At 59.6% G+C, this 24,508-nt stretch carries 21 protein-coding genes; 3 read left to right on the top strand and 18 right to left on the bottom strand.

What is annotated here, in order from left to right; genetic code table 11:
- Nucleotides 1–141: 141 nt before the first annotated feature.
- The 8 genes from J4E42_RS06380 to betI all read right to left on the bottom strand — a co-directional run bounded on the left by J4E42_RS06380 (nucleotide 142) and on the right by betI (nucleotide 9,411).
- Nucleotides 142–1,479: a TldD/PmbA family protein gene (locus tag J4E42_RS06380; protein ID WP_207284853.1), complete on the bottom strand. Its 1,338-nt coding sequence runs from the start codon at nucleotides 1,477–1,479 to the stop codon at nucleotides 142–144.
- On the bottom strand, nucleotides 1,479–2,921 hold the full coding sequence (locus J4E42_RS06375) for a TldD/PmbA family protein (RefSeq protein ID WP_207284852.1): 1,443 nt from the start codon (nucleotides 2,919–2,921) through the stop codon (nucleotides 1,479–1,481). The genes J4E42_RS06380 and J4E42_RS06375 overlap by 1 nt, the downstream gene beginning before the upstream one ends.
- Before the next feature lie 215 nt (nucleotides 2,922–3,136).
- Entirely contained in the window at nucleotides 3,137–3,472 is a 336-nt protein-coding gene (locus J4E42_RS06370; protein WP_259331664.1) for an AzlD domain-containing protein, read from the bottom strand.
- Between the two features lie 11 nt (nucleotides 3,473–3,483).
- Entirely contained in the window at nucleotides 3,484–4,206 is a 723-nt protein-coding gene (locus J4E42_RS06365) for an AzlC family ABC transporter permease (RefSeq protein ID WP_207284851.1), read from the bottom strand.
- Nucleotides 4,206–5,207: a hypothetical protein gene (locus J4E42_RS06360; protein ID WP_207284850.1), complete on the bottom strand. Its 1,002-nt coding sequence runs from the start codon at nucleotides 5,205–5,207 to the stop codon at nucleotides 4,206–4,208. Before J4E42_RS06360 ends, J4E42_RS06365 begins: the two co-directional genes overlap by 1 nt.
- 181 nt (nucleotides 5,208–5,388) lie before the next feature.
- Complete coding sequence (gene betA, locus J4E42_RS06355) at nucleotides 5,389–7,092, bottom strand: choline dehydrogenase (protein ID WP_207284849.1); 1,704 nt, start codon at nucleotides 7,090–7,092, stop codon at nucleotides 5,389–5,391.
- 145 nt (nucleotides 7,093–7,237) lie between these two features.
- Complete coding sequence (gene betB, locus J4E42_RS06350) at nucleotides 7,238–8,710, bottom strand: betaine-aldehyde dehydrogenase (protein WP_008033273.1); 1,473 nt, start codon at nucleotides 8,708–8,710, stop codon at nucleotides 7,238–7,240.
- A 107-nt stretch (nucleotides 8,711–8,817) separates the two neighbouring features.
- Complete coding sequence (gene betI / locus J4E42_RS06345) at nucleotides 8,818–9,411, bottom strand: transcriptional regulator BetI (RefSeq protein ID WP_008033272.1); 594 nt, start codon at nucleotides 9,409–9,411, stop codon at nucleotides 8,818–8,820.
- Between the two features lie 379 nt (nucleotides 9,412–9,790).
- On the opposite strand from betI, the gene J4E42_RS06340 reads away from it, so the two are divergent.
- On the top strand, nucleotides 9,791–11,740 hold the full coding sequence (locus J4E42_RS06340) for a BCCT family transporter (protein WP_223413660.1): 1,950 nt from the start codon (nucleotides 9,791–9,793) through the stop codon (nucleotides 11,738–11,740).
- A 199-nt stretch (nucleotides 11,741–11,939) separates the two neighbouring features.
- Here J4E42_RS06340 and choV read toward each other — a convergent pair whose 3' ends face one another.
- The 3 genes from choV to J4E42_RS06325 all read right to left on the bottom strand — a co-directional run bounded on the left by choV (nucleotide 11,940) and on the right by J4E42_RS06325 (nucleotide 14,988).
- Nucleotides 11,940–13,118: a choline ABC transporter ATP-binding protein gene (gene choV / locus J4E42_RS06335; protein WP_008044794.1), complete on the bottom strand. Its 1,179-nt coding sequence runs from the start codon at nucleotides 13,116–13,118 to the stop codon at nucleotides 11,940–11,942.
- Nucleotides 13,115–13,960, bottom strand: a complete 846-nt coding sequence (gene choW / locus J4E42_RS06330) for a choline ABC transporter permease subunit (protein ID WP_008033268.1) — start codon at nucleotides 13,958–13,960, stop codon at nucleotides 13,115–13,117. The genes choV and choW overlap by 4 nt, the downstream gene beginning before the upstream one ends.
- Nucleotides 13,961–14,037: 77 nt before the next feature.
- Nucleotides 14,038–14,988 (bottom strand): choline ABC transporter substrate-binding protein, encoded by a 951-nt coding sequence (locus J4E42_RS06325; protein WP_008044795.1) that lies wholly within the window; start codon nucleotides 14,986–14,988, stop codon nucleotides 14,038–14,040.
- Nucleotides 14,989–15,425: 437 nt separating this feature from the next.
- Here J4E42_RS06325 and J4E42_RS06320 point away from each other — a divergent pair, with 437 nt between their 5' ends.
- Nucleotides 15,426–16,802, top strand: coding sequence for an L-serine ammonia-lyase (locus J4E42_RS06320; protein WP_207284848.1), 1,377 nt, complete (start codon nucleotides 15,426–15,428; stop codon nucleotides 16,800–16,802).
- Between the two features lie 538 nt (nucleotides 16,803–17,340).
- The gene (locus tag J4E42_RS06315; RefSeq protein ID WP_008033265.1) at nucleotides 17,341–18,444 is read left to right on the top strand and encodes a GlxA family transcriptional regulator; all 1,104 of its coding nucleotides are present in this window, start codon (nucleotides 17,341–17,343) and stop codon (nucleotides 18,442–18,444) included.
- On the opposite strand, the gene aac(6') is transcribed toward J4E42_RS06315, so the two are convergent.
- The 7 genes from aac(6') to J4E42_RS06280 form a co-directional block, all read right to left on the bottom strand.
- Nucleotides 18,445–18,891: an aminoglycoside 6'-N-acetyltransferase gene (aac(6'), locus tag J4E42_RS06310; RefSeq protein ID WP_207284847.1), complete on the bottom strand. Its 447-nt coding sequence runs from the start codon at nucleotides 18,889–18,891 to the stop codon at nucleotides 18,445–18,447. It lies immediately after the preceding gene.
- A 54-nt stretch (nucleotides 18,892–18,945) separates the two neighbouring features.
- A complete protein-coding gene (locus J4E42_RS06305; RefSeq protein ID WP_008033263.1) occupies nucleotides 18,946–19,209 on the bottom strand; it encodes a hypothetical protein in 264 nt (87 codons plus the stop codon).
- 372 nt (nucleotides 19,210–19,581) lie between these two features.
- Entirely contained in the window at nucleotides 19,582–20,745 is a 1,164-nt protein-coding gene (locus J4E42_RS06300; RefSeq protein ID WP_207284846.1) for a gamma-butyrobetaine dioxygenase, read from the bottom strand.
- Between the two features lie 13 nt (nucleotides 20,746–20,758).
- Entirely contained in the window at nucleotides 20,759–21,235 is a 477-nt protein-coding gene (locus J4E42_RS06295; protein WP_207284845.1) for a thioesterase family protein, read from the bottom strand.
- A gap of 136 nt (nucleotides 21,236–21,371) precedes the next feature.
- Complete coding sequence (locus J4E42_RS06290; protein WP_207284844.1) at nucleotides 21,372–22,337, bottom strand: L-carnitine dehydrogenase; 966 nt, start codon at nucleotides 22,335–22,337, stop codon at nucleotides 21,372–21,374.
- A 153-nt stretch (nucleotides 22,338–22,490) separates the two neighbouring features.
- Nucleotides 22,491–23,378 (bottom strand): 3-keto-5-aminohexanoate cleavage protein, encoded by an 888-nt coding sequence (locus tag J4E42_RS06285; protein WP_008033258.1) that lies wholly within the window; start codon nucleotides 23,376–23,378, stop codon nucleotides 22,491–22,493.
- A gap of 84 nt (nucleotides 23,379–23,462) precedes the next feature.
- Entirely contained in the window at nucleotides 23,463–24,407 is a 945-nt protein-coding gene (locus J4E42_RS06280; protein ID WP_207284843.1) for a choline ABC transporter substrate-binding protein, read from the bottom strand.
- Nucleotides 24,408–24,508: the final 101 nt, after the last annotated feature.

The raw sequence follows: 24,508 nt of genomic DNA, 5'->3' as shown, positions 1-24,508 counted from the left end.
ATTTCGGTGTTTCCCCAATCCCTGTAGGAGCTGGCTTGCCAGCGATGAGGCCGGCGCATTCAACATAAGTGTTGTCTGACAGATCGCCATCGCTGGCAAGCCAGCTCCTACAGGTTTTGCGTCGTTACAGGTTTTGCGGGGTTACAGGGTCAACGTCAGGCGGCTGATCAGCGCGCCCGGCAACAGCGCCGATGCCGTGGCCCGCTGGCTGTAAGTGCTCGCCGACAGCAACAACTCGCGCTCTTCGGTCAACGCTTCCAGCTGCGAACCCAGCAAACTGTATGCACTGTCATCAAAACGCATGGTGCTGACCGGTGCCTGGATCTCGCCATTCTCGACCCAGAACGTCGCAAACCGCGTCATGCCGGTCATGCGTGCCATCGGTTGGTCCGAGTAATTCAGGTACCAGAGGTTGCTGATATACAAGCCCGTGCCCAGTTGCTTGAGGATCTCGGCATCGGCAAGCGCGCCTGGCGCCATGTTCAGCGCGGTCGGCGATTCACCGCCGCTGGCGCCGTTGGCCGTCAGGCCGTATTCGGCGGCGCTGCGTGAGCCGACCAATTGCGCGCGGGCCTTGCCTTCGACGATCAGCTTCAGGTCACTGCGTGGATAGCCTTCGCCAGAAAATGCCGGGCTCAACGAACCGCTGACTTGCTCGTCAAGGGACACCAGCGGACTGAACGAATGATCGCCCGCGTAGAGTTTCTGCAACGGACTGCTCTTGCTGGCAATCGACTGCGCCGAAAAGCCACCCCAGGACAACATGCCCATGATTTCTTCCAGCGCGGCCGGCGCCAGGTAAGCGCGATACTGACCCGGTGCCAACGTACGCAATGGTCGACCGAGAAACTCAAGCTGCTCACGCGCCTGCTGGAAGCGCCGGGCAAACCCTTCGCTGTTCCAGTCATGGCCCGCGTAGCTGGCTTTCACTGCCTGGCCGTTTGCATGAAACAGGCTGAAGTCGAAGTTGAAGCTGTTGGCCTGATGCCAGCCGAACGCGCCTGAAGAACTGGCGAAACCGCGACTGATCGGGCCGGCGGCGTAGAAACCCACCAGATCCAGCCCTTCGGCGGCCCGGGTGATTTCGGCGACCACCTGCTCGGTGTCCGGCAGCGGATGCTCCTGCACATTCTTGCTTTGCCAGCCGGTGTAGTTGAGCAGCAAGTACGGATCCTGCGGCAGCAGCGGCAGGGTGTCGCGCAACTGTTGCAGGCCTTCGGCCAGACGCTGGGCGTCAACGTGCGCATCGCCCGACAGCGTGATGTCGAGGTCAGCGTGGCGTCCGCCGTTGATCAGCTTGAGACCGACGCTCGCCTGTTGCACCTGCCCGGCCTGCCGCACCTTGGCATGATTGAAACGCACGAAGGCCGACGATTCGGCGGCGTAGCTGAGGGTGAATTGCTCCGGTTCGCGAATCGCCTCGCGCAACCCGTTGACCAAGGCCTTGAACGAATCAGCCTGACTTTTTGAAGTGCTCATCAGGCGTCTCCCCCAAATACATCCACGTTGCTGAACACGCAGGCCGGTGATGCATGGCCGACACGGATCACCTGATTCGGTTCGCCCTTGCCGCAGTTCGGCGTGCCCAGAACCTTGAAGGTGCTGGCGTCGCCAACGGCGCTGAGGCTTTTCCAGAACTGCGCGGAAATTGCCCGGTAGTTCGGGTTTTTCACCACGCCTTTGAGTTCGCCGTTTTCGATCAACTGGCCCCATTCGCAGCCAAACTGGAACTTGTTACGCGCATCGTCGATGGACCAGGAACGGTTGGTGCTCATCAAAATACCGTGCTCGATGTTGCCGATCAGTTGTTCCAGCGGCTGATCGCCGGGCTCGATATTGAGGTTGGCCATGCGGTCGATCGGTGGGCGGTTCCAGCCGCAGGCGCGGCTGTTGGCAACACCGTCCATGCCGGCGCGGAACTGCGAAAGTGCACCGCCCAATGGACGCAGGAGCAAGCCCTGCTTGATCAGGAATTGCTTGCTCGCGGCAGTGCCGTCGTCGTCATGACCGTAGCTGGCGAGCTGCTCGGGAATGTCCGGGTCGAAGGTGACGTTCAGCAGTTTCGAACCGTACTGCAAATGGCCGAAGTCTTCGGCCTTGACGAAACTGGTGCCGGCGTAATTGCGCTCGTCACCGAGGATGCGATCGAGTTCCAGCGGGTGACCGATGGATTCGTGGATCTGCAGCATCATCTGATCAGGCATCAGCAGCAGGTCGCGCGGGCCTTGTGGCGTGTTCGGCGCGAGCAGCAATTGCAATGCTTGATCGGCAACTTTTGGCCCTGCGCCGATCAGGCCGCAACGGCTGATGACATCAGCGCTGCCCTGCTGACCGAAGTTCTCGCGGCCGAGGCTGCGGGTCTGGCTGTCGTTGCCGTCGTAGGCCGTGACATCGAGGCCCGGATAGACGAAGCGCTGGGCCTGGCGCAGTTCGGCGCCGGCGCTGTTGAGGTAGATCTGCTCGACATGGGTGATGCCGATGCTGACCTGCCAGTTCACCAGTCGCTCGTCCTTGGGCACCGCCGCGGATTCGGCGCCGAGCAGTTGGTAGCAATCGCTCAGGGACGGGAAGGGCTGCTCGAGGTTCGGCGAAAAATAGTCGGCGCGGTCGCTGGAAACGGCTTGCTCACGCAGGTCGAGCAACGCGTGAGGCTTGAGCAGGCGAGCTTGTTGCTCGGCTCGGTCCAGCGCCGATTGCAGGCCTTGCGGCGACAGGTCGTTGGTCGCGGCGTAGGCTTCAACGCCGTTGACACGAACGGTCAGCATTGCGCCTTCGTCACGGCTCAGGCTCGGAGGTTCGGCAACGTTCTTGCGCACCGACAGGTACTGGCCGGACTCGCGCACGTATCGCAGAGAAAAGAATTCAGCGCCCGTGCGCAAGGCAGCAAAGCGCTGCTTGAGCTGGGGGTGGAAATCGAACATTCGGGAACCTCCTTGGTCTGGAGTGGCGATGCAGCGGTGTTGCGAAGGGGGGGTGAAACGTTTGCGTGGCGCTAGATTAGGCCTGCGTGGGGGTAGGATCAAGCGCAGAGCTGCGTAGGAAATATTTAATCAGCGTGAAGGCCGAGGCTCGCGGGCAGACCGTGTCGTGATCTGCTCGCGATGGCATTGGTTACGGTGGTGAGAGGGGGCGGGGCTTACTGCCCGCCATAGAGATAGACGACCGCCGTCAGATAAATCATCAGGCTGGCCAGGAAAGCGGGAAGTATTTTTCTGGTTTTGGCGACCACAATGAAGGTCCCCAGCAGCAGGATCAGCTTCAGCGCATCCAGGCTTTCAAACTGTTGCATCAGGCTCGGCGCATCCTGTTTGTTGAAGGCCGTGTCATAAATGATTACCCCCAGCATGGCTTGTGCGCTGTAGTTGATAAACCGATAAAACGAACCGTGGGTGCGCGTCAGCGCCGTCGTGTTTTTAAAGGCAAAGGGCAGGGCGCGAAACGCCAGTGCGCTGACGGCGGCAAAGCCGATCAAAAACCAAACTGTCATTGGCTGCGCACTCCTTGTTCGGTCCAGGCGTTTTCAATCAACACGGTCACGCCACCGATCAAAAACGGTGTGATGAGCAAGCTGTAATCCTTGAAGAACAGCACCAGCACTGGCGCGCCGATGAAGCCCAGCCAGTAGCTGGACACTTCGGCGTAATGCGGCCAGTGTTTGCCGGCCAGTGCCGTGAACTGAAGCGGCAACAGCATCGTCATCACGGCCGTAGTCACCGGCGACGCCAGCCCGGCACCGGCGATGAAGCCGATGCAGGTACACACAATCGACACGGCAAATATCGGCAAGCCCACGCCGAGCATGTAAGTGAAGGGGTGATCGGTTCGTTGTTTGAAGCGGGTCATGCAGGCCGTGAATATCGACGGCGTTATCAGGATCAGCGAGGGCAGTATGTTGCTTGTCGAGACGTGCTTCAGGTACGGCGCCAGCGCGGCCGAGAGCAGCAGAAATCGCACGTTGAGCGCCAGAATGACCGGAATCAACAGCCAGCCATCGTTGTAGTTTTGCAGAAGCAAAAACTGGAGCGGCGTAGAAAAAATCAACAAGGTTGTTGCCAGGGTCTGCCCCAGGGTTAACGACTGTGCGGCGCCTACCATCCCGATCGACAAATACAGAAACAGGAAGGCGACACCGAAGCTGATCGCATCCCGTGCGCCTTCCTGGAAGACCTTGGCTGACGAATGACAAGGCGGTTTTCCAGCAACCATCAGCAAGTTTCCCGCGGACAGTCGGATGCATTCAGCGCGTAATACTGTTTCCTGGGGCCTTTGCTGCGAAACAGCAGGCGAGGTGTGGTGGCCAGTGTTGAAGTGGCGGCCTGGGTGCGCACTGCATCTTCACTCATGTTCAGCATGGGGCGTGCGTGCAGGATCTTATGGTTGGCCACGATCAGGAAGGTTCCGGTCTCGGCTGTCGAGACACTGTGCCTGGCGGTGGGCAACTGGGCTCTTATCTTGTCGAGGACATGTTGGCCGCCGTTGACGGCTCGCATCCGCTCACCGTTGTGCGGGTCGATCCGGAAGTCCAGAGAAAACCGGTAGCCGTAGTGGTCGTCGTATTCAACGACATTGCGAATTCGCTCTTTCGAACCCTTGACGTTTTTGCCTGAAATAAACCTGGCTTGCATGCCAAGCAGTGTTTCAATGTCTTCGTTATCAAGGTCGCAGAGCAAGTTTGCGGGAAAATAATAAGCCGTCGGCGTATGAGTAGTGTCTCGGCAAACTGTTAATGCCAGGAAGTCCACGCTGAGGTTTTCATACAAGTCGTCGGAGTGCGGTGTGATATCTCCATAGCCATTTCCCCATTCCCGATATTTTTCTGCCGCCGGTTTAAGATATAAGGCTTTGTGTTCTTCATAGTCGTATTTGATGTCAACCAGATGGAACAAATCGGCGAGCGCTTCATGCACCGTCAGGGCCAGCCTGGGTGAATCGAGGTGGAAGATATTCTTGATGCACACGGCGGCCACGCCGTCGTTTGCTTGCCCTAATTTATCGAAATAGTAGGCATCTTCCGGGTGGAGGTAGGTTGCAAAGATATTGATCAGCTGGATTTTCAGCTCATGAATACTCTGGTCGTGATTTTTCATCCACCACGCTTCGATCATGCCGCTGAGATAGTTGAAGTTCAGAGTGGTTGTTGTTTCTTTTGCTATTGCTTGTCGGAATAAGCTGGCTGATACAGTTGGGTTTGCATAGTGGGTATTCATTATCATCCTTGATAATCAGGTTTTTGTTTGGTGCTGATCTTAATGCAACTATTAAGTTTGAAGCCCCCTATAAGTGTTGCGAGTTTTGTTGCGGGCTGGACGGGGTGAGTGGCTTATTCAAGGCAATAAAAAACCGCCAGCCTCCGAAGAGGTGGCGGTTTGCGGTTTTGCAGAGCGGCTATCAGCGTGCTGTCGCGCTCACATCACGCAGAGGCTTGCCTTTCACCGGAGCGTCACCGGCCACGTAGTAGCTGGCAGTGCTGCGCGGCAATGGCTTGCGACCACGGATCTTGTCGGCGATTTTCTCGGCGATCATGATCGTCGGTGCGTTCAGGTTGCCGGTGGTGATGATCGGCATGATCGAGGCATCGACCACGCGCAGACCTTGCATGCCGTGCACACGGCCTTCGCCATCGACCACAGCCATCTCGTCGGTGCCCATCTTGCACGAGCAGGACGGGTGAAACGCGGTTTCGGCGTGTTCGCGGATGAACTTGTCGAGCTGCTCATCGGTTTGCACTTCAATGCCCGGGCTGATTTCGCGGCCACGGAAAGCGTCCAGTGCAGGCTGTTGCATGATTTCACGGGTCAGGCGGATGCCGTCGCGGAATTCCTGCCAGTCCTGCTCGGTGGCCATGTAGTTGAACAGGATGCTCGGGTACTCGCGCGGATCCTTGGACTTGGCCTGGATGCGACCACGGCTCGGCGAACGCATGGAACCCATGTGCGCCTGGAAACCGTGCTCTTTCACACCGTTGCTGCCGTTGTAGTTAATCGCGACCGGCAGGAAGTGGTACTGGATGTTCGGCCATTCGAATTCCGGACGGGTGCGGATGAAACCGCCGGCTTCGAACTGGTTGCTGGCGCCGATGCCGGTGCCGTTGAACAGCCACTCGGCACCGATGGCCGGTTGGTTGTGCAGGAGCAGCGACGGGTACAGCGAAACCGGCTGGGTGCAGGCGTATTGCAGGTACAGCTCGAGGTGATCCTGCAGGTTTTCGCCGACGCCTGGCAGGTCGTGCACCACCGGGATGTCGAGCTTGTTCAGCAGTTCGGCCGGGCCAACGCCGGAACGTTGCAGAATCTGTGGCGAAGCGATGGCGCCGGAGCACAGCAGCACTTCTTTGCGGGCGCGGACTTCAACGCGCTCTTCAGCGGCGCCGATCAGGTAACGCACGCCGACGGCACGCTTGCCTTCGAACAGGATCTTGTCGGTCAGGGCGTGAGTGACGATGGTCAGGGTCGAACGCTTTTTAGCAGTGTCCAGGTAGCCGCGAGCGGTGCTGGAGCGACGGCCTTTAGGCGTCACGGTGCGGTCCATCGGGCCGAAGCCTTCTTGCTGGTAACCGTTCAGGTCTTCGGTGCGCGGATAACCGGCTTGCACGCCGGCTTCAACCATGGCGTGGAACAGCGGGTTGTTGCCGGCTTTCGGCGTGGTCACGCTGACCGGGCCTTCGCCACCGTGGTAGTCGTTCGGGCCGATGTCGCGGGTTTCGGCCTTGCGGAAATACGGCAGGCAGTTCAGGTAGTCCCAGTCTTCCAGACCAGGCAGTTTGGCCCAGCCGTCGTAGTCCATCGCGTTGCCGCGGATGTAGCACATGCCGTTGATCAGCGAAGAACCGCCCAGGCCCTTGCCGCGACCGCATTCCATCCGGCGACCGTCCATGTGTGGCTCTGGATCGGTTTCGTACGCCCAGTTGTAGCGACGACCTTGCAGCGGGAACGCCAAGGCCGCTGGCATTTGCGTGCGGAAATCCATCCGGTAATCCGGGCCGCCTGCTTCGAGCAGCAGGACGGTGACGCCTTCGTCTTCAGTCAGACGGGTCGCCAGGGTGTTACCGGCCGAGCCGGCACCGATGATGATGTAATCGAATTCTTGGGACATTGAATGCACCCTCTTTAAATATGGTCAGGTCGGGCGAGTACTTCGCACTCGATCGCCAGCAGGCTGGCTCCCACATTGGAATGCGTACTCCTGTGGGAGCCAGCCTGCTGGCGATGACGGCCTCGCAGGCGAAGCGGATATCGCCTTAGAACACCGAGGCGTAATCGCCCAGCTCAACCTGTACCGATTTGATGCGTGTGAAGTTGTTCAGCGAGCTGATGCCGTTCTCACGACCCACACCGGATTGCTTGTAGCCGCCGACCGGCATCTTCGCGTCGGACTCGCCCCAGGCGTTGATCCAGCAGATACCGGCTTCCAGTTGATGAATCACGCGGTGAGCGCGGTTCAGGTCCTTGGTGACGACGCCCGCGGCCAGGCCGAAGTCGGTGTCGTTGGCACGACGGATCACTTCTTCTTCGGTTTCGTAGGTCAGGATCGCCATCACCGGGCCGAAGATTTCTTCGCGAACGATGGTCATCTCGTCGGTGCAATCGGTGAACACGGTCGGTGCGACGAACGCGCCTTTAGCGAATTCGCCGTCGGTCAGACGGCCGCCGCCGCACAGCACGCGAGCGCCTTCTTCTTTGCCTTTGGCGATGTAGCCCAGCACGCTTTCCATGTGGGCGAAGCTGACCAGCGGGCCGAAGTTGGTGTTTTCGTCTTCCGGATTGCCAACGCGGATGCGCGCAACGCGCTCAGCGATCTTGGCTTCGAACGCGGCTTTCAGGTGGCTCGGTACGAACACGCGAGTGCCGTTGGTGCAGACCTGGCCGGAGCTGTAGAAGTTGGCCATCATCGCGGTGTCGGCGGCACGATCGAGGTCGGCGTCGTCGAAAATGATCAGCGGGGATTTGCCGCCCAGTTCCATGGTCACGTCTTTCAACGACGAAGCGGAAGCGCTGGCCATGACCTTCTTGCCGGTGTCGGTGCCGCCGGTGAAGGAGATTTTTTCGATGCGCGGGTGCTCGGTCAACCAGGTGCCGACTTCACGGCCGCTGCCGGTCAATACGTTGAACACGCCGGCTGGCAGGCCTGCCTCGGTGTAGATCTCGGCCAGTTTCAGCGTGGTCAGGGAAGTGACTTCGCTTGGCTTGAAGATCATCGCGTTACCGGCCGCCAGGGCAGGAGCGGATTTCCACAGGGCGATCTGGATCGGGTAGTTCCACGCGCCGATACCGGCCACGACGCCCAGCGGCTCGCGACGGGTGTAAACGAAAGAAGTGGTGCGCAGCGGGATCTGCTCGCCTTCGATGGCTGGGACCAGGCCTGCGTAGTATTCCAGCACGTCGGCGCCGGTAACGATGTCGACATACTTGGTTTCGGAGAACGACTTGCCGGTGTCCAGGGTTTCCAGGGCGGCCAGTTCATCGTTGCGCTCGCGCAGGATGTCAACGGCGCGACGCAGGATGCGCGAACGCTCCATGGCAGTCATTGCAGCCCAGATTTTCTGGCCCTTTTCGGCGCTGACTACAGCGCGCTCAACGTCTTCCTTGGTCGCACGCTGTACTTTTGCGAGGACTTCACCGTTAGCCGGGTTGATGGCTTCGAAAGTGGCGTCGCTGCTGGCGTCGGAGTAACCGCCATCGATGTAGAGTTTTTGCAGTTCGAAACGGGCCATAGTGTCCTCGCAAGTGCATAAGTGGTTGGCGTTGACCACTGGGCGTGCCGTGTAGCGCTGGCACGCTGGTCAGTGGCGGTTCAGGGGTTGAGCGTTTTATGTGTGCTCTAACTCACCTGCTTGGCCAGTTGGAAATCCATGTATTCGTAAGCGATCCGGTGCGCCTGTTCCGTGTCGAAAGCATCTCCCGACAGCGCGCCGCGCAACCACAAACCGTCAATCAACGCCGCCAGGCCCCGGGCTGCACTGCGCGCGTCATCGAGCGGCAATACGCGGCGGAACTGGCAGCACAGGTTGGAATACAGACGGTGATCGTTGATCCGCTGCAACCTGTGCAAAGACGGGTGGTGCATGCTGGTGGCCCAGAAGGCCAGCCAGGTTTTCATTGCCGGGCCATTGACCTGGCTGGCGTCGAAGTTGCCTTCGATGATCACCTGCAGATGCGCCCGCGGGCTGGCATCTGTCAGCGCCTGACGGCGCGCGGTGACGTTCTCGCTGAGGACACTCATCAGGTACTGCGCCGTGGCAGCGATCAGGCCGTTCTTGTCCTGAAAATAGTGACTGATGATGCCGTTCGAGACACCGGCCAAACGGGCGATCAGCGCAATGCTGGCGTCCCCCATTCCGACCTGATCGACGGCCAGCAAGGTGGCTTCGATCAATTGCTGGCGGCGGATGGGTTGCATACCGACCTTGGGCATCTTGCACATCTCCTTAGGCCTTCCGGCAGACGCAAAACGTCTATCGGATTGAGGGCCAGTCTATTTTGTTTTGATTGAACGTTCAATCAACAAAGAATAAGATCTGCGACAAATCGTCGCTGCTTACAGGTTTCTCCTACGTGTAAATGGCGATAACCCGACATCCAAAACGGCTCGAAACCCCTACGCACTGGTGCTTAAGGGTTTCGGGCTTTTTTCGGGTTGTCTTTATATCACCCGCCGGTCGGCTGCCAACTAACCGATTGGTCGGGTAACGCGCTGCCTTGTGTTCTTCTCTCGCACTGCCTGGAGCATCTGTGCCATGAGTTCTGCCTCTCTAATAAAGACCCCGCCCGAGAAGGTGACGGTCAACGGTTGGGTGTTCTACACCTCTACCGCGCTGATTCTGCTGTTGACCGCCATTCTGATCATCGCCCCGCAAGAGGCTGGCAGATTGCTCGGTATCGCCCAGGCCTGGCTGTCCCGCAGCTTTGGCTGGTACTACATGGTGGTGATCGCCGCTTACCTGGTATTTGTGGTCGGCCTGGCGTTTTCGTCCTACGGCAAGCTCAAACTGGGCAGCAAGGACGATACCCCGGACTTTAGCTACGGCGCCTGGGCGGGGATGCTGTTCTCCTCGGGTATCGGCATCTCGCTGTTGTACTTCGGTGCGTCCGAGCCGCTGGACCACTACTTCAACCCGCCGGAAGGCGTTTCGGCCAGCAACCTGGCCGCGCGTCAGGCGGTACAGCTGACCTTCCTGCACTGGGGCCTGCACGGCTGGGCGATCTACGCCTTGGTCGGCCTGGCCGTGGCGTACTTTGCCTACCGTCATAACCAGCCGCTGGCGTTGCGTTCGGCGCTGTATCCGCTGGTCGGTGAGCGTTGGGTCAAGGGCGCGGCCGGTCACGCGGTGGACGGCTTCGGCATGTTCGTGACCCTGTTGGGTCTGGTGACGAACCTGGGGATTGGTTCGCTGCAAGTGTCGTCGGGCCTTGAAAACCTGTTCGGCATGGAACACAGCAATACCAACCTGCTGATCGTGATCATCGTGATGAGCACCGTGGCGACCATCGCTGCCGTGTCGGGTGTGGAAAACGGCATCCGTCGTCTGTCCAACCTGAATATCGTGCTGTTCAGCGGCCTGCTGATTTTCGTGCTGCTGTTCGGCCCGACCTTGCACCTGCTTAACGGTTTCGTGCAAAACGTCGGTGACTACCTGAACGGCGTGGTGCTGAAGACCTTCGACCTCTATGTGTACGAAGGCGACAGTGAGAAGTCCGACCGCTGGTTGGGCCTGTGGACTCTGTTCTACTGGGCCTGGTGGATTTCCTGGGCCCCATTCGTAGGCATGTTCATCGCGCGTATTTCCCGTGGTCGTACCGTGCGTGAACTGGTGGCCGGCGTGCTGCTGATTCCGTTGGGTTTCACCCTGGCGTGGCTGTCGATCTTCGGTAACTCGGCTCTGGACCTTGTGATGAACCACGGGGCGGTGGAGCTCGGGAAGACGGCGCTGCAACAGCCGTCCATGGCGATCTACCAGTTGCTTGAGCATTACCCGGCGTCGAAAGTGGTGATCGGCGTGTCGATTTTCGTCGGTTTTGTGCTGTTCCTGACCCCGGCGGATTCCGGCGCGGTGATGATGGCCAACCTTTCGTGCAAGGGCGGCAACGTCGACGAAGATGCGCCGCACTGGCTGCGAATCTTCTGGTCCGTTGTGATCACCCTGGTGACCATCGGCCTGCTGTTCGCCGGTAACTTCGAAGCCATGCAAACCATGGTGGTGCTGGCCGGTCTGCCGTTCTCGGTGGTGCTGGTGTTCTTCATGTTCGGCTTGCACAAGGCCATGCGCCAGGACGTGCAGATCGAACAGGAGCAAGCGGAACTGGCGGCGCGCGGTCGTCGTGGTTTCAGCGAGCGTCTGACTCAGTTGGACCTGCAACCGAACCAGTCGATCGTTCAGCGTTTCATGGACAAGCAAGTCAGCCCGGCGCTGGAAGAGGCCGTGGTGCAATTGCGTGGTAAAGGCCTGGACGTGCAAACGTTGTTGGGCAAGTCCAAGCGTTGCATGGGCGTGCGCATCGAGATGGAAGAGGGTAACCCTTTTGTCTACGAAGTGAGCCTGGACGGCTATCTGGCAGCGGCGAGCGACACGGTGTCGGCTGAAAGTGCCGATGAACCTCGCGCCCGTTACTACCGCGCCGAGGTGTACCTGCACAATGGCAGCCAGGACTACGACCTGATGGGCTTCACTCAGGATCAGATCACTCGTGACGTGCTCGATCAGTTTGAAAGCCATCGGCAGCTCCTTGGCCGGGTTTATAGCTAATAAGTTGTAAGTGACGCGGTGTTTCAGTCTGAAGCACCGCGTCGCCTTTATCGCCAGCAGGCTGGCTCCCACAAGAGAATGCATTTCAATGTGGGAGCCAGCCTGCTGGCGATGGGGGCTTCAACTTCAACACTGCATCACCCGATATCCACAAACAAAAACGCCGCGATCCTGTCGCGGCGTTTTTGTGTGTGTTGCCTTACCCCAGGTTCTTGCCGAGCAGTGCGTGATACAGCTCGCTGTCGCCGAGAATCCCGACCACTTTGTTGTTGTCGTGCAGCACCAGTTTGTTGCCGGTGTGATAACGAATCTGCAGCGCATCGCGCATGCCGATGTTGGAGTCCACCAGCGTTGGGCGACGGCCCAGGCCTTCAACGGCTTGCCCCGGGATCCAGTTCTGCAGGTCCAGGCTCGCACCGTTCTGGCGTGCGCCTTTGATGGTGTTGCCTTCCGCCAGGTCCAGCCACGAATCGCCGCCCGGATCCAGGCAGACCGAACCGTTGATGCGCTTGCAGTTGTCCAGGGTGCGCATCAGGCTGCGACCGCACAAAACGTTCAGCGGATTGGTGTGGGCGACAAAGGTCCGCACATAGTCGTCCGCCGGGTTGAGAACGATTTCTTCCGGCTTGCTGTACTGGACGATCCGACCGTCTTTCATGATCGCGATACGGCTGCCCAGCTTCAGTGCTTCATCGAGGTCGTGGCTCACGAAGACGATGGTTTTGTTCAGCTTGCTTTGCAGCTCCAGCAGTTCGTCCTGCAGGCCTTGGCGGATCAATGGGTCGAGGGCCGAAAACGGTTCGTCCATCAGCAGAATGTCGGCGTCCATCGCCAGCGCTCGGGCCAGGCCCACACGTTGTTGCATACCGCCGGAAAGCTCGTTGGGTTTCTTGTTGCGCCATTGGGTCAGGCCCACCAGCTCAAGTTTTTCATCGACCAGTCGTTTGCGTTCCTTCTCCGGCCGACCCTGCATTTCCAGACCGAAACTGATGTTCTCGCGCACCGTCAGCCATGGCATCAGGGCGAACTTCTGGAACACCATCGCAATGCGCTTGGTGCGCATCATTTTCAGTTCCGCCGGGGTGCAGGAAGCGATGTCGATCTGCTTGCCTTCATGCTCGACGAACAGCTTGCCACGGCTCACGGTGTTGAGGCCGTTGATGCAACGCAGCAGGCTGGACTTGCCGGAGCCGGACAGGCCCATCAGCACGCAGATTTCGCCTTTCTCGATATCCAGGCTGGCCTTTTCGACGCCGACGATCTGCCCGGTCTTTTTCAGGATCTCGTTACGGGTCATGCCCTGGTCGAGAAGTTTCAAGGCTTCGCGCGGATCTTTGGTGAAGATCACGTCGACGTCTTCGAAGCGAATAATGCTCATGCGTCACCCCCTACTTTAGCGTCGGGTTGTTTGCAGATACGGTCGAGCATGATCGCCAGCAATACGATCGCCAGGCCTGCTTCGAAGCCCAGGGCGATATCAGCAGTGTTCAGTGCGTTGACCACGGGTTTGCCCAGGCCGTCGGCGCCCACCAGTGCCGCAATCACCACCATCGACAACGACAGCATGATGCACTGGGTGATACCGGCCGCGATGCTTGGCATGGCGTGGGGCAATTCAATCCGTGAGAGCAGCTGACGTCGCGAGCAGCCAAAGGCTTTGCCTGCGTCCATCAATTCTTCCGGGACATCGCGAATACCCAGGTAGGTCAGGCGGATAGGCGCGGCAATCGCGAACACCACCGTGGAGATCAGACCCGGGACCACACCCAGACCGAAGAGGGTCAGGGTAGGAATGAGGTAAACGAAGGTCGGTACGGTCTGCATCAGATCGAGCACCGGACGCATCAGGGTGTAGAACATCGGTTTGTGCGCGGCGACGATGCCCAGCGGCACGCCGATGACCACGCAGACCAGGGTGGCGAACAACACCTGGGCTAGGGTTTCCATGGTTTCCTGCCAGTACCCCAGATTGAGGATCAGCAGGAAGGAAGCGATGACGAAAGCAGTCAGCCCCCATTTTCGTTGAATAAAGTGTGCCAGTAGCGCGATGAGGCCGATCAATGCCAGCGGGTTGAACCAGGTCAGCGCAAAAGTCACGCCGTGGATCATCGTTTCCAGTGACACGGCGATTGCGTCGAAGGTGTTGGCGCCGTGTTGCGTCAACCATTCAACGAAGCCCGCGATGTACTGGCCTAGAGGTATTTTCTGATCAATCAGCATGGTAGTGAACGTCCGCATGCAAGGAAATAAACAGCCCGGGCGGGCGAGCCCGCCCGGCGTAAGCGGTGCTTCTTAATTCAAGGCTGCGCGAGCTTGGCTTTAACGGCCTCCAGGCCTGGTTTACCGTCAATGGTGGTCACGCCAGCGAGCCAGGTATCGAGCACCTGTGGATTCTTCTTCAGCCAGGCCTTGGCGGCCGCGTCAGGCTTCATTTTGTCGTCCAGGACGTTGCCCATCAGCGTGCTTTCCATGTCGAGGGTGAACACCAGGTTTTTCAGCAACTGTCCAACGTTGCTGCATTCCTGGGCATAACCCTTGCGGGTATTGGTGAAGATGGTCGCCTGACCGAAGTTGGGGCCGAAGAACTCGTCGCCGCCAGTCAGGTACTTCATCTTGAATCGTGTGTTCATCGGGTGCGGTTCCCAGCCCAGGAACACCACGGCGGTGTTGCGGCGCTGGGCGCGATCGACTTGCGAGAGCATGCCGGCTTCGCTGGATTCGACCACCTTGAAACCGGCGGCTTTCAAGCCGAAGGCGTCTTTGTCGATCATGCTCTGGATCAGACGGTTGCCGTCGTTACCCGGTTCGATGCCATAGATCTTGCCGTCGAGTTCTTTCTTGAACTTGGCGATGTCGGCGAAATCTTTCAGACCTTTGTTATACAACTCTTCCGGGACGGCGAGTGTGTATTTTGCGTTTTCGAGGTTGGCACGCAGGGTGTCCACGGTGCCGGCATCGCGGTAGGCCTTGATGTCGTTTTCCATGGTCGGCATCCAGTTACCCAGGAATACGTCCATGTTCTTGCCGTCGGCCAGCGACTTGTAGGTCACCGGCACGGAAATCATTGTGGTTTTGGTTTTGTAGCCCAGGGCATCGAGCACGACGCTGGTGGTGGCGGTGGTGACAGTAATGTCAGTCCAGCCGACATCGGAGAAGTTTACGGTACTGCACTGAGCGGGTTCTGCGGCTTGAGCCAGTAACGGCAGACTCAGCATGGCGGCCAACAACAACGACGGGGAACCTTTCATGGATGGACTCCTTGGTGTTTTTTTTGGCAGTGTTCCGACTGTGGACCACCGCACTTATAGGTTGCGGTTGGATGGCGTTTTGGAGACAGCTCTACCACGGCGCCTTGCAATCGAGTCGATACGATCATGTACCAGTGAAAATCTGACGCCTACAGGGTGCGTCGTATCCAGTACAGGGATGGTCGCATCCAGTGTCGGTGACGTCGTTTACAGATTTTTTCAGCCCCGTTTGCCCACCTGAACCGCAAAAAAACGGCGAAAAAGCAGCGTAAAACGCACACGGCGCTGGTGGACAAGAGTGCGTCGGTACTGGACGTCGAGCGACACGGTAAAAGCCTGATGATGCAGCCATACCGGCGGATTGCAGCTTGAGCGTAGCAGCTCCGTCACCGGGCGCTTTTGCGCCCGGAGTTGGCATATCCAGGAGTTCGGCAGTAATGGCTATCAGCGTTTTCGACCTGTTCAAAATCGGCATCGGCCCTTCCAGTTCGCACACCGTGGGGCCGATGCGCGCCGCGGCGCTGTTCGTGCAAGGTTTGCGTGAACAGGGGCTTTTGGAGCAAGTGCGGCGTGTCGAGGTCCAGCTTTATGGTTCGTTGTCGGCCACCGGCATCGGGCACGGCAGCGACAACGCGGTGATCATGGGCCTGATGGGCGAATGGCCGGACGCGATCGACCCGTCGCAAATCGGCATCCGCATTGAAACCCTGCGCGAAACCCACACCCTGCTGCTGGACGGCCGCTTGCCGGTGCCGTTCATCTGGGCGCGGGACATGCGCCTGATCGACGAAAACCTGCCGTTCCATCCGAACGCCATGACCCTGGTCGCCGAAGGCGATGACGGTGAGCTGCATCGCGACACCTACTATTCCGTCGGCGGCGGCTTTGTCGTCGATGAAGCACAAGCCACCAGCGGTGTGGTGGATCTGGATCGCACGGTGTTGCCGTACGATTTCTCCAGCGCCGCCGAGCTGCTCAGCCTCTGCCAGAAGCACAACCTGCGCGTGGCCGAATTGATGATGGCGAACGAGAAGGTCTGGCGCAGCGAAGACGAAATCCGCGCCGGCCTGATGAAACTCTGGCGGGCCATGCAGGATTGCGTCGAGCAAGGCCTCAAGCACGAAGGCATCCTGCCGGGTGGCCTGAACGTGCGCCGTCGCGCGGCCAAATTGCACCGCAGCCTGCAGGAACTGAACAAGCCCAACGTCATCGGCTCGACCCTGAGCGCGATGGAATGGGTCAACCTGTTCGCCCTCGCGGTCAACGAAGAAAACGCGGCCGGCGGGCGCATGGTCACGGCGCCGACCAATGGCGCGGCGGGGATCATTCCGGCGGTGTTGCACTACTTCATGAAGTTCAGCGAGGTGGTGACGGACGCTAACGTGGTCGACTATTTCCTCGGTGCCGCAGCTGTGGGGATTCTGTGCAAGAAGAACGCCTCCATCTCCGGCGCGGAAGTCGGTTGCCAGGGCGAAGTCGGATCGGCTTGCGCGATGGCGGCGGCCGGGTTGGCGGAGATTCTCGGCGCCACGCCGGAGCAGCTGTGCAACGCGGCGGAAATCGGCCTGGAACACAACCTCGGCCTGACCTGCGACCCGGTCGGCGGGTTGGTGCAGGTGCCGTGCATCGAGCGCAACGCGATTGCTGCGGTGAAAGCGATCAACGCGGCGCAGATGGCGTTGCGTGGCGACGGCCAGCACTTTATTTCGCTGGACCGGGTGATCCGCACCATGCGAGATACCGGGGCGGATATGCATGACAAATATAAAGAGACATCGCGGGGCGGGTTGGCGGTTAGCGCGGTTGAGTGCTGAGTCGCCCAATCTCTGTAGGAGCCGGCTTGCCGGCGATGAACGATAACGCGGTCATTCTGTAAAACCGTGTCGATCCGATCGCCAGCAAGCTGGCTCCTACAAAAAACACTGGACCAGTCAAAACTGCGCGCTAAGTGAACACCGTATTGAAAACGCGCCACGTTTTGGCGCGTCGCTTACAGATAAGCGCATTGCTACACGTCAGGGATCCAACCCGGCCCTGACCGTCCGTCCCCTGTGCCTGCGGTGACACTCTTTCCGAAGTCGTCGCAGGCCTGTTCCCACAAGTGCTACCGATTTGCTCACACGCAACGCGGCAGAGCGCTTACCCCTGTGAATGCCACTTATAACCCCTACTCGTGACGCGGCTTATATAGACAGGCTGCGACGTCGTTTTCAGGAGTTATTGAACGCGTATTCAATTTTAGGCATGGCAATTGCTCTGTCATTACAAAGCCCGTCTCCCACGCGAGAACGATGGCAATAACAAGAGCCTCCGCCTGAGGCCATCACCTGCTTTGTGTGAGGAGATACCGCGATGACGACGTTCAACTCCGGGGCTCAACCCCAGAACCGTGCGCCTCAATCCATCGGCTTTCTGCTGCTGGACAATTTCACGCTTATTTCTCTGGCCTCCGCCGTAGAACCCCTGCGCATGGCCAACCAATTGTCCGGTCGCGAGCTGTATCGCTGGACCACGCTCACCGTCGATGGTGGTCAGGTCTGGGCCAGTGACGGTCTGCAGATCACCCCCGACGCCTCCATGCACAAAGCACCTTCCATGGACACCATCATTGTCTGCGGCGGTATCGGTATTCAGCGCACGGTAACTCGCGAACACGTCTCATGGCTGCAAAGCCAGGCGCGTCAATCCAAGCGTCTGGGTGCGGTCTGCACCGGTAGCTGGGCCCTGGCCTGCGCCGGCCTGCTGGACGGTTTCGATTGCAGCGTGCACTGGGAATGTCTGGCCTCGATGCAGGAAGCTTTCCCGCGTGTGGCGATGAGTACCCGCCTGTTCACCCTCGACCGTAACCGTTTCACCAGCTCCGGCGGCACCGCGCCGCTGGACATGATGCTGCACCTGATCAGCCGCGATCACGGGCGTGAACTGTCCGCCGCGATTTCGGAGATGTTCGTCTACGAGCGTATCCGCAACGAACAGGATCACCAGCGCGTGCCGCTCAAGCACATGCTCGGCACCAACCAGCCGAAGTTGCAGGAAATCGTCGCGCTGATGGAAGCCAACCTCGAAGAGCCGATCGACCTCGACGAGCTGGCGGTGTACGTCGCCGTGTCACGTCGGCAACTCGAGCGGTTGTTCCAGAAATACCTGCACTGCTCGCCGTCGCGTTACTACCTGAAACTGCGCCTGATCCGTGCCCGGCAGTTGCTCAAGCAAACGCCGATGTCGATCATCGAAGTGGCGTCGGTGTGCGGTTTCGTATCCACGCCGCACTTCTCCAAGTGCTACCGCGAATACTTCGGCATTCCGCCGCGTGACGAACGCGTAGGCTCTAACACCACGCAACAGGTGGCGATGATGCCGCTGCCGCAAGCGTTGGTGCTGTCTCCGTTGTCCGGGCCGTTGTCGGCATTGAGTCAGGCGCGCAACGAGTCGACCTTCGCCAGCGTAAGGCTCTGATCAGAGCTGACGCCTGAAAAACACGACGCGCTCGGTTTCCTCGAAACCGAGCGCTTTGTGCGTCCCCTGGCTCGGCAGGTTATCGACGTCGGTGTCCGATGCCATTTCCACGCAACCGCGTTCCCGTCCCCATTGCGCCACGTGTTCGATCAGTCGTGCGGCCACTCCATGGCGGCGCTGCTGCGGCACCACGTAGATACCTTCCAGGAACACCACCGGCGAGCTGTCGGTGCCATTGACGTAATCGTGGCGCAATGAGGCTTCGGCCAGGCCGACGGGTTGCTCACCCGCGTCGTAGGCGACGAAGTTGATATAGCGTTGCGGCTGACGCAGCTGTTCGGCGATTTCGTCCCGATGCTCCTGTTCCGAAGCATCAGGCCAGAGTGCCTGGCGCAAAGGCAGCCAGCCCGCTTGTTCGCCGGACTGGCAGTGTTGGATTCGGAACATCGGCGATCGCTTGTGGTGGTCAGGAAGCCACCACTCTAGCAAACCGCCGAAGTGTCAGGCGCGGTGGCTTTGTTGGTATTCAGCCAATGCCGGCAGCAGCTGCTTGTCGATGGCCTGACGCACTGCCGGCAGGATGGTCGCGCTGCTGGTGTACATCTGCTTGACCATGGTGCGCAGCACGGTCGCCCGTTCGTTGTTCAATCCTCTCACCGCGCACTCGCAAGCCTGCTCGGCGGTGGAGCCGTTCGGTACTTGAAAGCCCAACGATTTCAGCTGGCCCAACAGGTCTTCCTGGTCAATCAAATCGGCGTGCATCATGACGCAATCCTTCTTCAGGGAACGGTGTCGTGGTTCGATTCTCGTAGGGGCCGTTGGCATCGGCAAGGACGATTTGTCGCAATGGCCGCAATACCTATGAACAGGTCGTTTTCGGCTAACTCGCAAGAGGGGAGAGTGGGCACACTGGATTCAGCTGGCTTCACGAAGGTTTGGTCACCCTCGCGCAACGGCTCCTCAACAGTACCCACCTCTGCCCCGATCCTGTCACGGCTTGATCGGGGTTTTTTTTGCCTGTGCATCCGGGGAATAGGGGGTGTCTGTGCTGGCGCCTTCGCGGGCAAGCCTCGCTCCTACAGAAGCAGCGCTAACTCTGTAGGAGCGAGGCTTGCCCGCGAAAAACGATGACACGGTCTAGCGTTGTAGCACGAGGATCCGCGACAACAACTCATCCCGGTCGATGTAGCAGCCCTGGAAATGCCGGGCACCACTGGCGGGATCAAACGCATTGCGCGCATGCAGCGTGCGACGGTTGTCGAAGCACCAGAGTTCGCCGGGGTTGAGCCGTTGCATCAGCCTGAAACGAGGCTCGCGAGTCATGGCAATAAAGCGGCGATAAGCGCGGTATAACTTGGGCATGTCCTCGATCGAGGCATCGAACGGCCCGCGCAAAAAGTTCGCCATACGAATTTCAGACACCTGCCCCAGTGCATCCAGGGCGATGACCGGCGCGAGGCAGCGATAGTCGCTGTGACGGTCCTTGTTGCGAAACTCCACGGGGATTTCGCACAGGGCCTTGAACGATTCGGGATCTTCCTCGCGCAGCGCTTGGGCGATGGCAAAACCGTCGACGAAAATACTCTCGCCACCGTCGGCGTCATTGACCAGGCAATGCAGAAATTGCAGCCCCGGTTGCAACTCCCGCGTCGGCAAATCGCTGTGTAACGGCAGGTTGAAAGCGGTGTAGGCGTTGCTGTCGGCATCGGCCTTGGATTGCACGTTGAACAGCACGCCGAAATTGCTCTCGCGAATGAAGGAAATCCGCTGGGCGATCAGCTTCAACGAACCGGGTTCGGTGGGTACGCCGCGCACTTGCGTCAGGCCGATATCGCGTACCGCCAACAGCCATTGCAACAAGGCGTCGTTGTCGTCCATCAGCGCTTGATAATCGAACACCGGCAGCGACAAGTCGCTTTTCCATAGACGGGATTTTGGCTTTGCGGCGCGGCGTTCGGCGCGGGATTCGTCGTCATAAGCGTGGGCCCGCAACCAGCCTGGATCGAAGCGGCTGAGGTGACCATCCTGCCACTGGATGCAGAGGCAACCTTCAGGGTCGACGCTTGTCTCTGCGGGCATCAGGTCTTGCGCAACGTCGACGATTTCCAGCACTTGCTCACGGGTTACCGTGTAGACGCACTGCGGGCAAGGGCAGTTGTCACGCAACCACTGGTGATGGAAGGGGCTGACACGGTCATCGGCCCATTTCACGAGAACGCGATCCGCCAGGGCCTGCACGCCACTCAGCGCGCTGATCAACGGATAAGTACGAAAGTCAGCAAAAGCGGCGGCGGTGTTCATGGCGATCTCCTTGTTATTTTTTTGGGGGTAAAGCGATCACTCGGCCAATGTAGTCAGGGGTGGGCAGGTCGGTTTGTTGCGCAACGATGGCTTGCAGCTTGCCCAGCGTGTCTTCGCTGAACGGCGCGGAGCGGGGGCCTGCGAGGTCGACGTGCAGCAACATCTGCTCGTTGCCCGCCAGCTCTTTGTCGTCACCGACCAGGTGCAGGCTGTGATAGAGGTGCAGGCGTTTACTGTCGTGAGCGATGATCTGGGTGTGCACTTCTACGTCGGCGTCGAGCTTCACTTCATGCAAGTAATTGAGGTGCAGTTCGAGGGTGAACAGCGAATTGCCGCTGGCTTCGCGGTTGTTGCTGTCCATGCCCAGCCGGTCCATCAGCGCGTCGGTGGCGTAGCTGAAAATCAGCAGGTAAAACGCATCGCGCAGGTGGCCGTTGTAGTCGACCCAGTCGGGGATGATTTTGGTTTGGTAGGTGGTCAGTGCGGGCATGTCGTCATATCCGAAAATGGGTGAAACCTGTAGGAGCGAGGCTTGCCCGCGAAGGCGGTATTCCTGCCACAAGAGATCCGTCGGATGTACCGGCCTCTTCGCGGGCAAGCCTCGCTCCTACAAGTGGCGGCGGGGCTTAGTCGGCGAACGCCATCCCGTGCTTCTCTTTGGTGGTCTTCACCGCCTCCAGCACCGCCAGCAGGCAGTTATCACGATAGCGCTCCAGCGCCGAAATGCTGTGTTTGCCCAACTGATCGCTGGTGCCATCCACCACATCATCAATCAGCTTGTCGGTCAGCTCCGGCGCCGGCAGATACGTCCACGGCAACTGCAATGCCGGACCGAACTGTGCCATGAAATGGCGCATGCCCGCGTCGCCGCCCGCCAGGGTGTAGGTCAAGAAGGTACCCATGAACGACCAGCGCAGACCCGCACCAAAGCGAATCGCATCGTCGATTTCACCGGTCGTCGCCACACCGTCGTTGACCAGGTGCAGGGCCTCACGCCACAGCGCTTCGAGCAAACGGTCGGCGATGAATCCTGGCACTTCCTTGCGCACGTGCAGCGGGCGCATGCCCAAGGATTCGTAGACTTTCATGGCCGCTTGTACGGCTTCGGGGGCCGTGTTCTTGCCGCCGACCACTTCCACCAATGGCAGCAGGTAAACCGGGTTGAACGGGTGACCGACGACGCAGCGTTCCGGGTGGGTCGAGCTCTCGTAGAACTCGCTCGGCAACAGGCCCGAGGTACTGGAGCCGATCAGTGCATTTGGTTTGGCCGCGGCGCTGATTTTGCTGTGCAGTTCCAGTTTCAGGTCGAGGCGTTCAGGGGCACTTTCCTGGATGAAATCGGCGTCGCGAACACACTCTTCAATCGTCGCGACGAAGCGCAGCCGATCCTGCGACGCGCCGGGTGCCAGGCCTTGTTTCTCCAGTGCGCCCCAGGCATTGGCGACGCGTTTGCGCAGGGCGGCTTCAGCGCCAGGCGCCGGGTCCCAGGCCACAACATCGAGGCCGTGGGCGAGGGCGCGGGACACCCAGCCGCTGCCGATGACACCGCTGCCGAGGGCGGCGAAGGTTTTGATATCAGTGATAAAGCTCATGGCAACTTCCTAAAAAATTCGGTGATCTTTGTAGGAGCGAAGCTTGCTCGCGAAGGCGATATTCCTGCCGCTATATCCATGGCGGGTGTACCGGCCTCTTCGCGGGCAAGTCGGATCGCCGCACCGCTCGCTCCTACAGGTTTTGTGTGGGGCTTAACCGCGCTTGGTCAGGCCCATTTTTGCCCGGCCCTCAGCCGGTGTCAGAACCCGGGCGCCGAGGCGGCTGAGGATTTCCGAGGCGCGTTCGACCAGTTGGCCATTGGTCGCCAACACGCCCTTGTCCAGCCAGATGTTGTCTTCCAGACCGACACGCACGTTGCCGCCCAGCAGCACCGCTTGCGCCGCCATCGGCATCTGCATGCGACCGATGCCGAATCCGGCCCACACGGCGTTTGCCGGCAGGTTGTCGACCATGGCTTTCATGGTGGTGGTGTCAGCCGGTGCGCCCCACGGGATGCCCAGGCACAGCTGGAACAGCGGGTCGTCGAGCAGGCCTTCCTTGATCATCTGTTTGGCGAACCACAGGTGACCGGTGTCGAAAATTTCCAGCTCGGCTTTTACGCCCAGCTCTTGAATGCGTTTGGCGCCAGCCCGCAGCTGCGCCGGGGTGGAGACGTAAATGGTGTCGCCGTCGCCGAAGTTCAGGGTGCCGCAATCGAGGGTGCAGATTTCCGGCAGCAGTTCTTCGACGTGGGCCAGACGGGTCAGCGGGCCGACCAGATCGGTGTTCGGGCCGAACTCCATCGGGTTCTCGCCCGCACCGATTTCCAGGTCGCCGCCCATGCCGGCAGTCAGGTTGACGATGATGTCGACGTCAGCTTCGCGGATGCGCTCCATGACTTCGCGGTACAGCGCCACGTCACGGCTGAATTTGCCGGTTTGCGGGTTGCGAACATGGCAGTGGACCACGGTGGCGCCGGCCTTGGCGGCTTCCACGGCGGCAGCGGCGATTTGTTTCGGGGTGACCGGCACGTGTGGGCTTTTGCTGGTCGTGTCGCCAGCACCGGTAAGTGCGCAGGTGATGATGACGTCGTGGTTCATGAGGTGGTTCCTTGCAGGCGTGGTGGTCCCGTTCGCAGCCCGGTCGGGCTGCGAATCGGTGGTTCGGGTCTGTTTGCTGAAGAGTTACTTGCTGGTGAGTTGCAGGTTTTCAGCCGCTGGTTTGCCATCGAAGGTGGTTACACCTTCCAGCCAGCGCTGCTTGTCTTGCGGGTGATCTTTCAGCCATTGCTTGGCCGATTCGAAGGCGTCCTTGTGATCCAGCAGCGGCTGCATCATCCGGCTCTCGTCTTCGGCGGTGTAGGTCAGGTTGCTCAGCAAGCGGCCGATGTTCGGGCATTGCTCGGCGTAGGTCGGCGAAGTGACGGTCCAGACAGTCGCCATGCCTTCGTTCGGGCCCAGGGCGTCGTCGCTGCCGGTGAGGTAAGTCATCTTCACGTTGACGTTCATCGGGTGCGGCGCCCAGCCGAAGAACACGATGGCTTCGTTGCGTTTGGTCGCCCGGGTCACCGCCGACAGCATTCCGGCTTCGCTGGACTCGACCAGCTGGAATTTGCCGAGACCGAACTGGTTCTTGGTGATCATCTCTTTGATCTGCGTGTTGGCGCCCGAGCCTGGCTCGATGCCGTAGATCTTGCCGCCCAGCTCTTTCTCGAATTTTGCGATGTCGGCGAAGGTTTTCAGGCCCTTGTCGGCGAGGTAAGTCGGAACCGCGAGGGTGGCGCGGGCGTCTTTCAGGCTGGGCGCCTCAAGCACTTTGACCTGCTTGCCATCGACGAACGGCGTGATGGTTTGAGTCATCAGCGGGTTCCAGTAGCCCAGGAACAGGTCCAGGCGCTGGTCGCGGATCCCGGCGAAAATGATTTGCTGGGAGGCGCTGGTTTGTTTGGTGTTGTAGCCGAGGCCGTCGAGCAAGACCTGGGTCATGGCGCTGGTGGCGATCACGTCGGTCCAGTTCACGACGCCCATGCGTACGTTCTGGCACGATGCAGGTTCGGCGGCCATGACGCTGGCGCTCAGGAAAGCGGTACCGCTGAGTGCAAGAACACAGCTGCTGATCAGTCGTTTCATCTCAGGTTTCCTCGGCAGTTCGTTATTGTGGGTCCGGTCGTCTTTGTGCGCCGGTGATGCCAAGTTACGCAGCTAAAGCCCGGTGAAAACGCACTGCGGCG

Origin of the sequence: Pseudomonas sp. FW300-N2A2 (genome assembly GCF_017351735.1) — a bacterium.
GTDB classification, from domain to species: domain Bacteria; phylum Pseudomonadota; class Gammaproteobacteria; order Pseudomonadales; family Pseudomonadaceae; genus Aquipseudomonas; species Aquipseudomonas migulae.
This window is presented reverse-complemented; position numbering and strand designations above follow the sequence as displayed.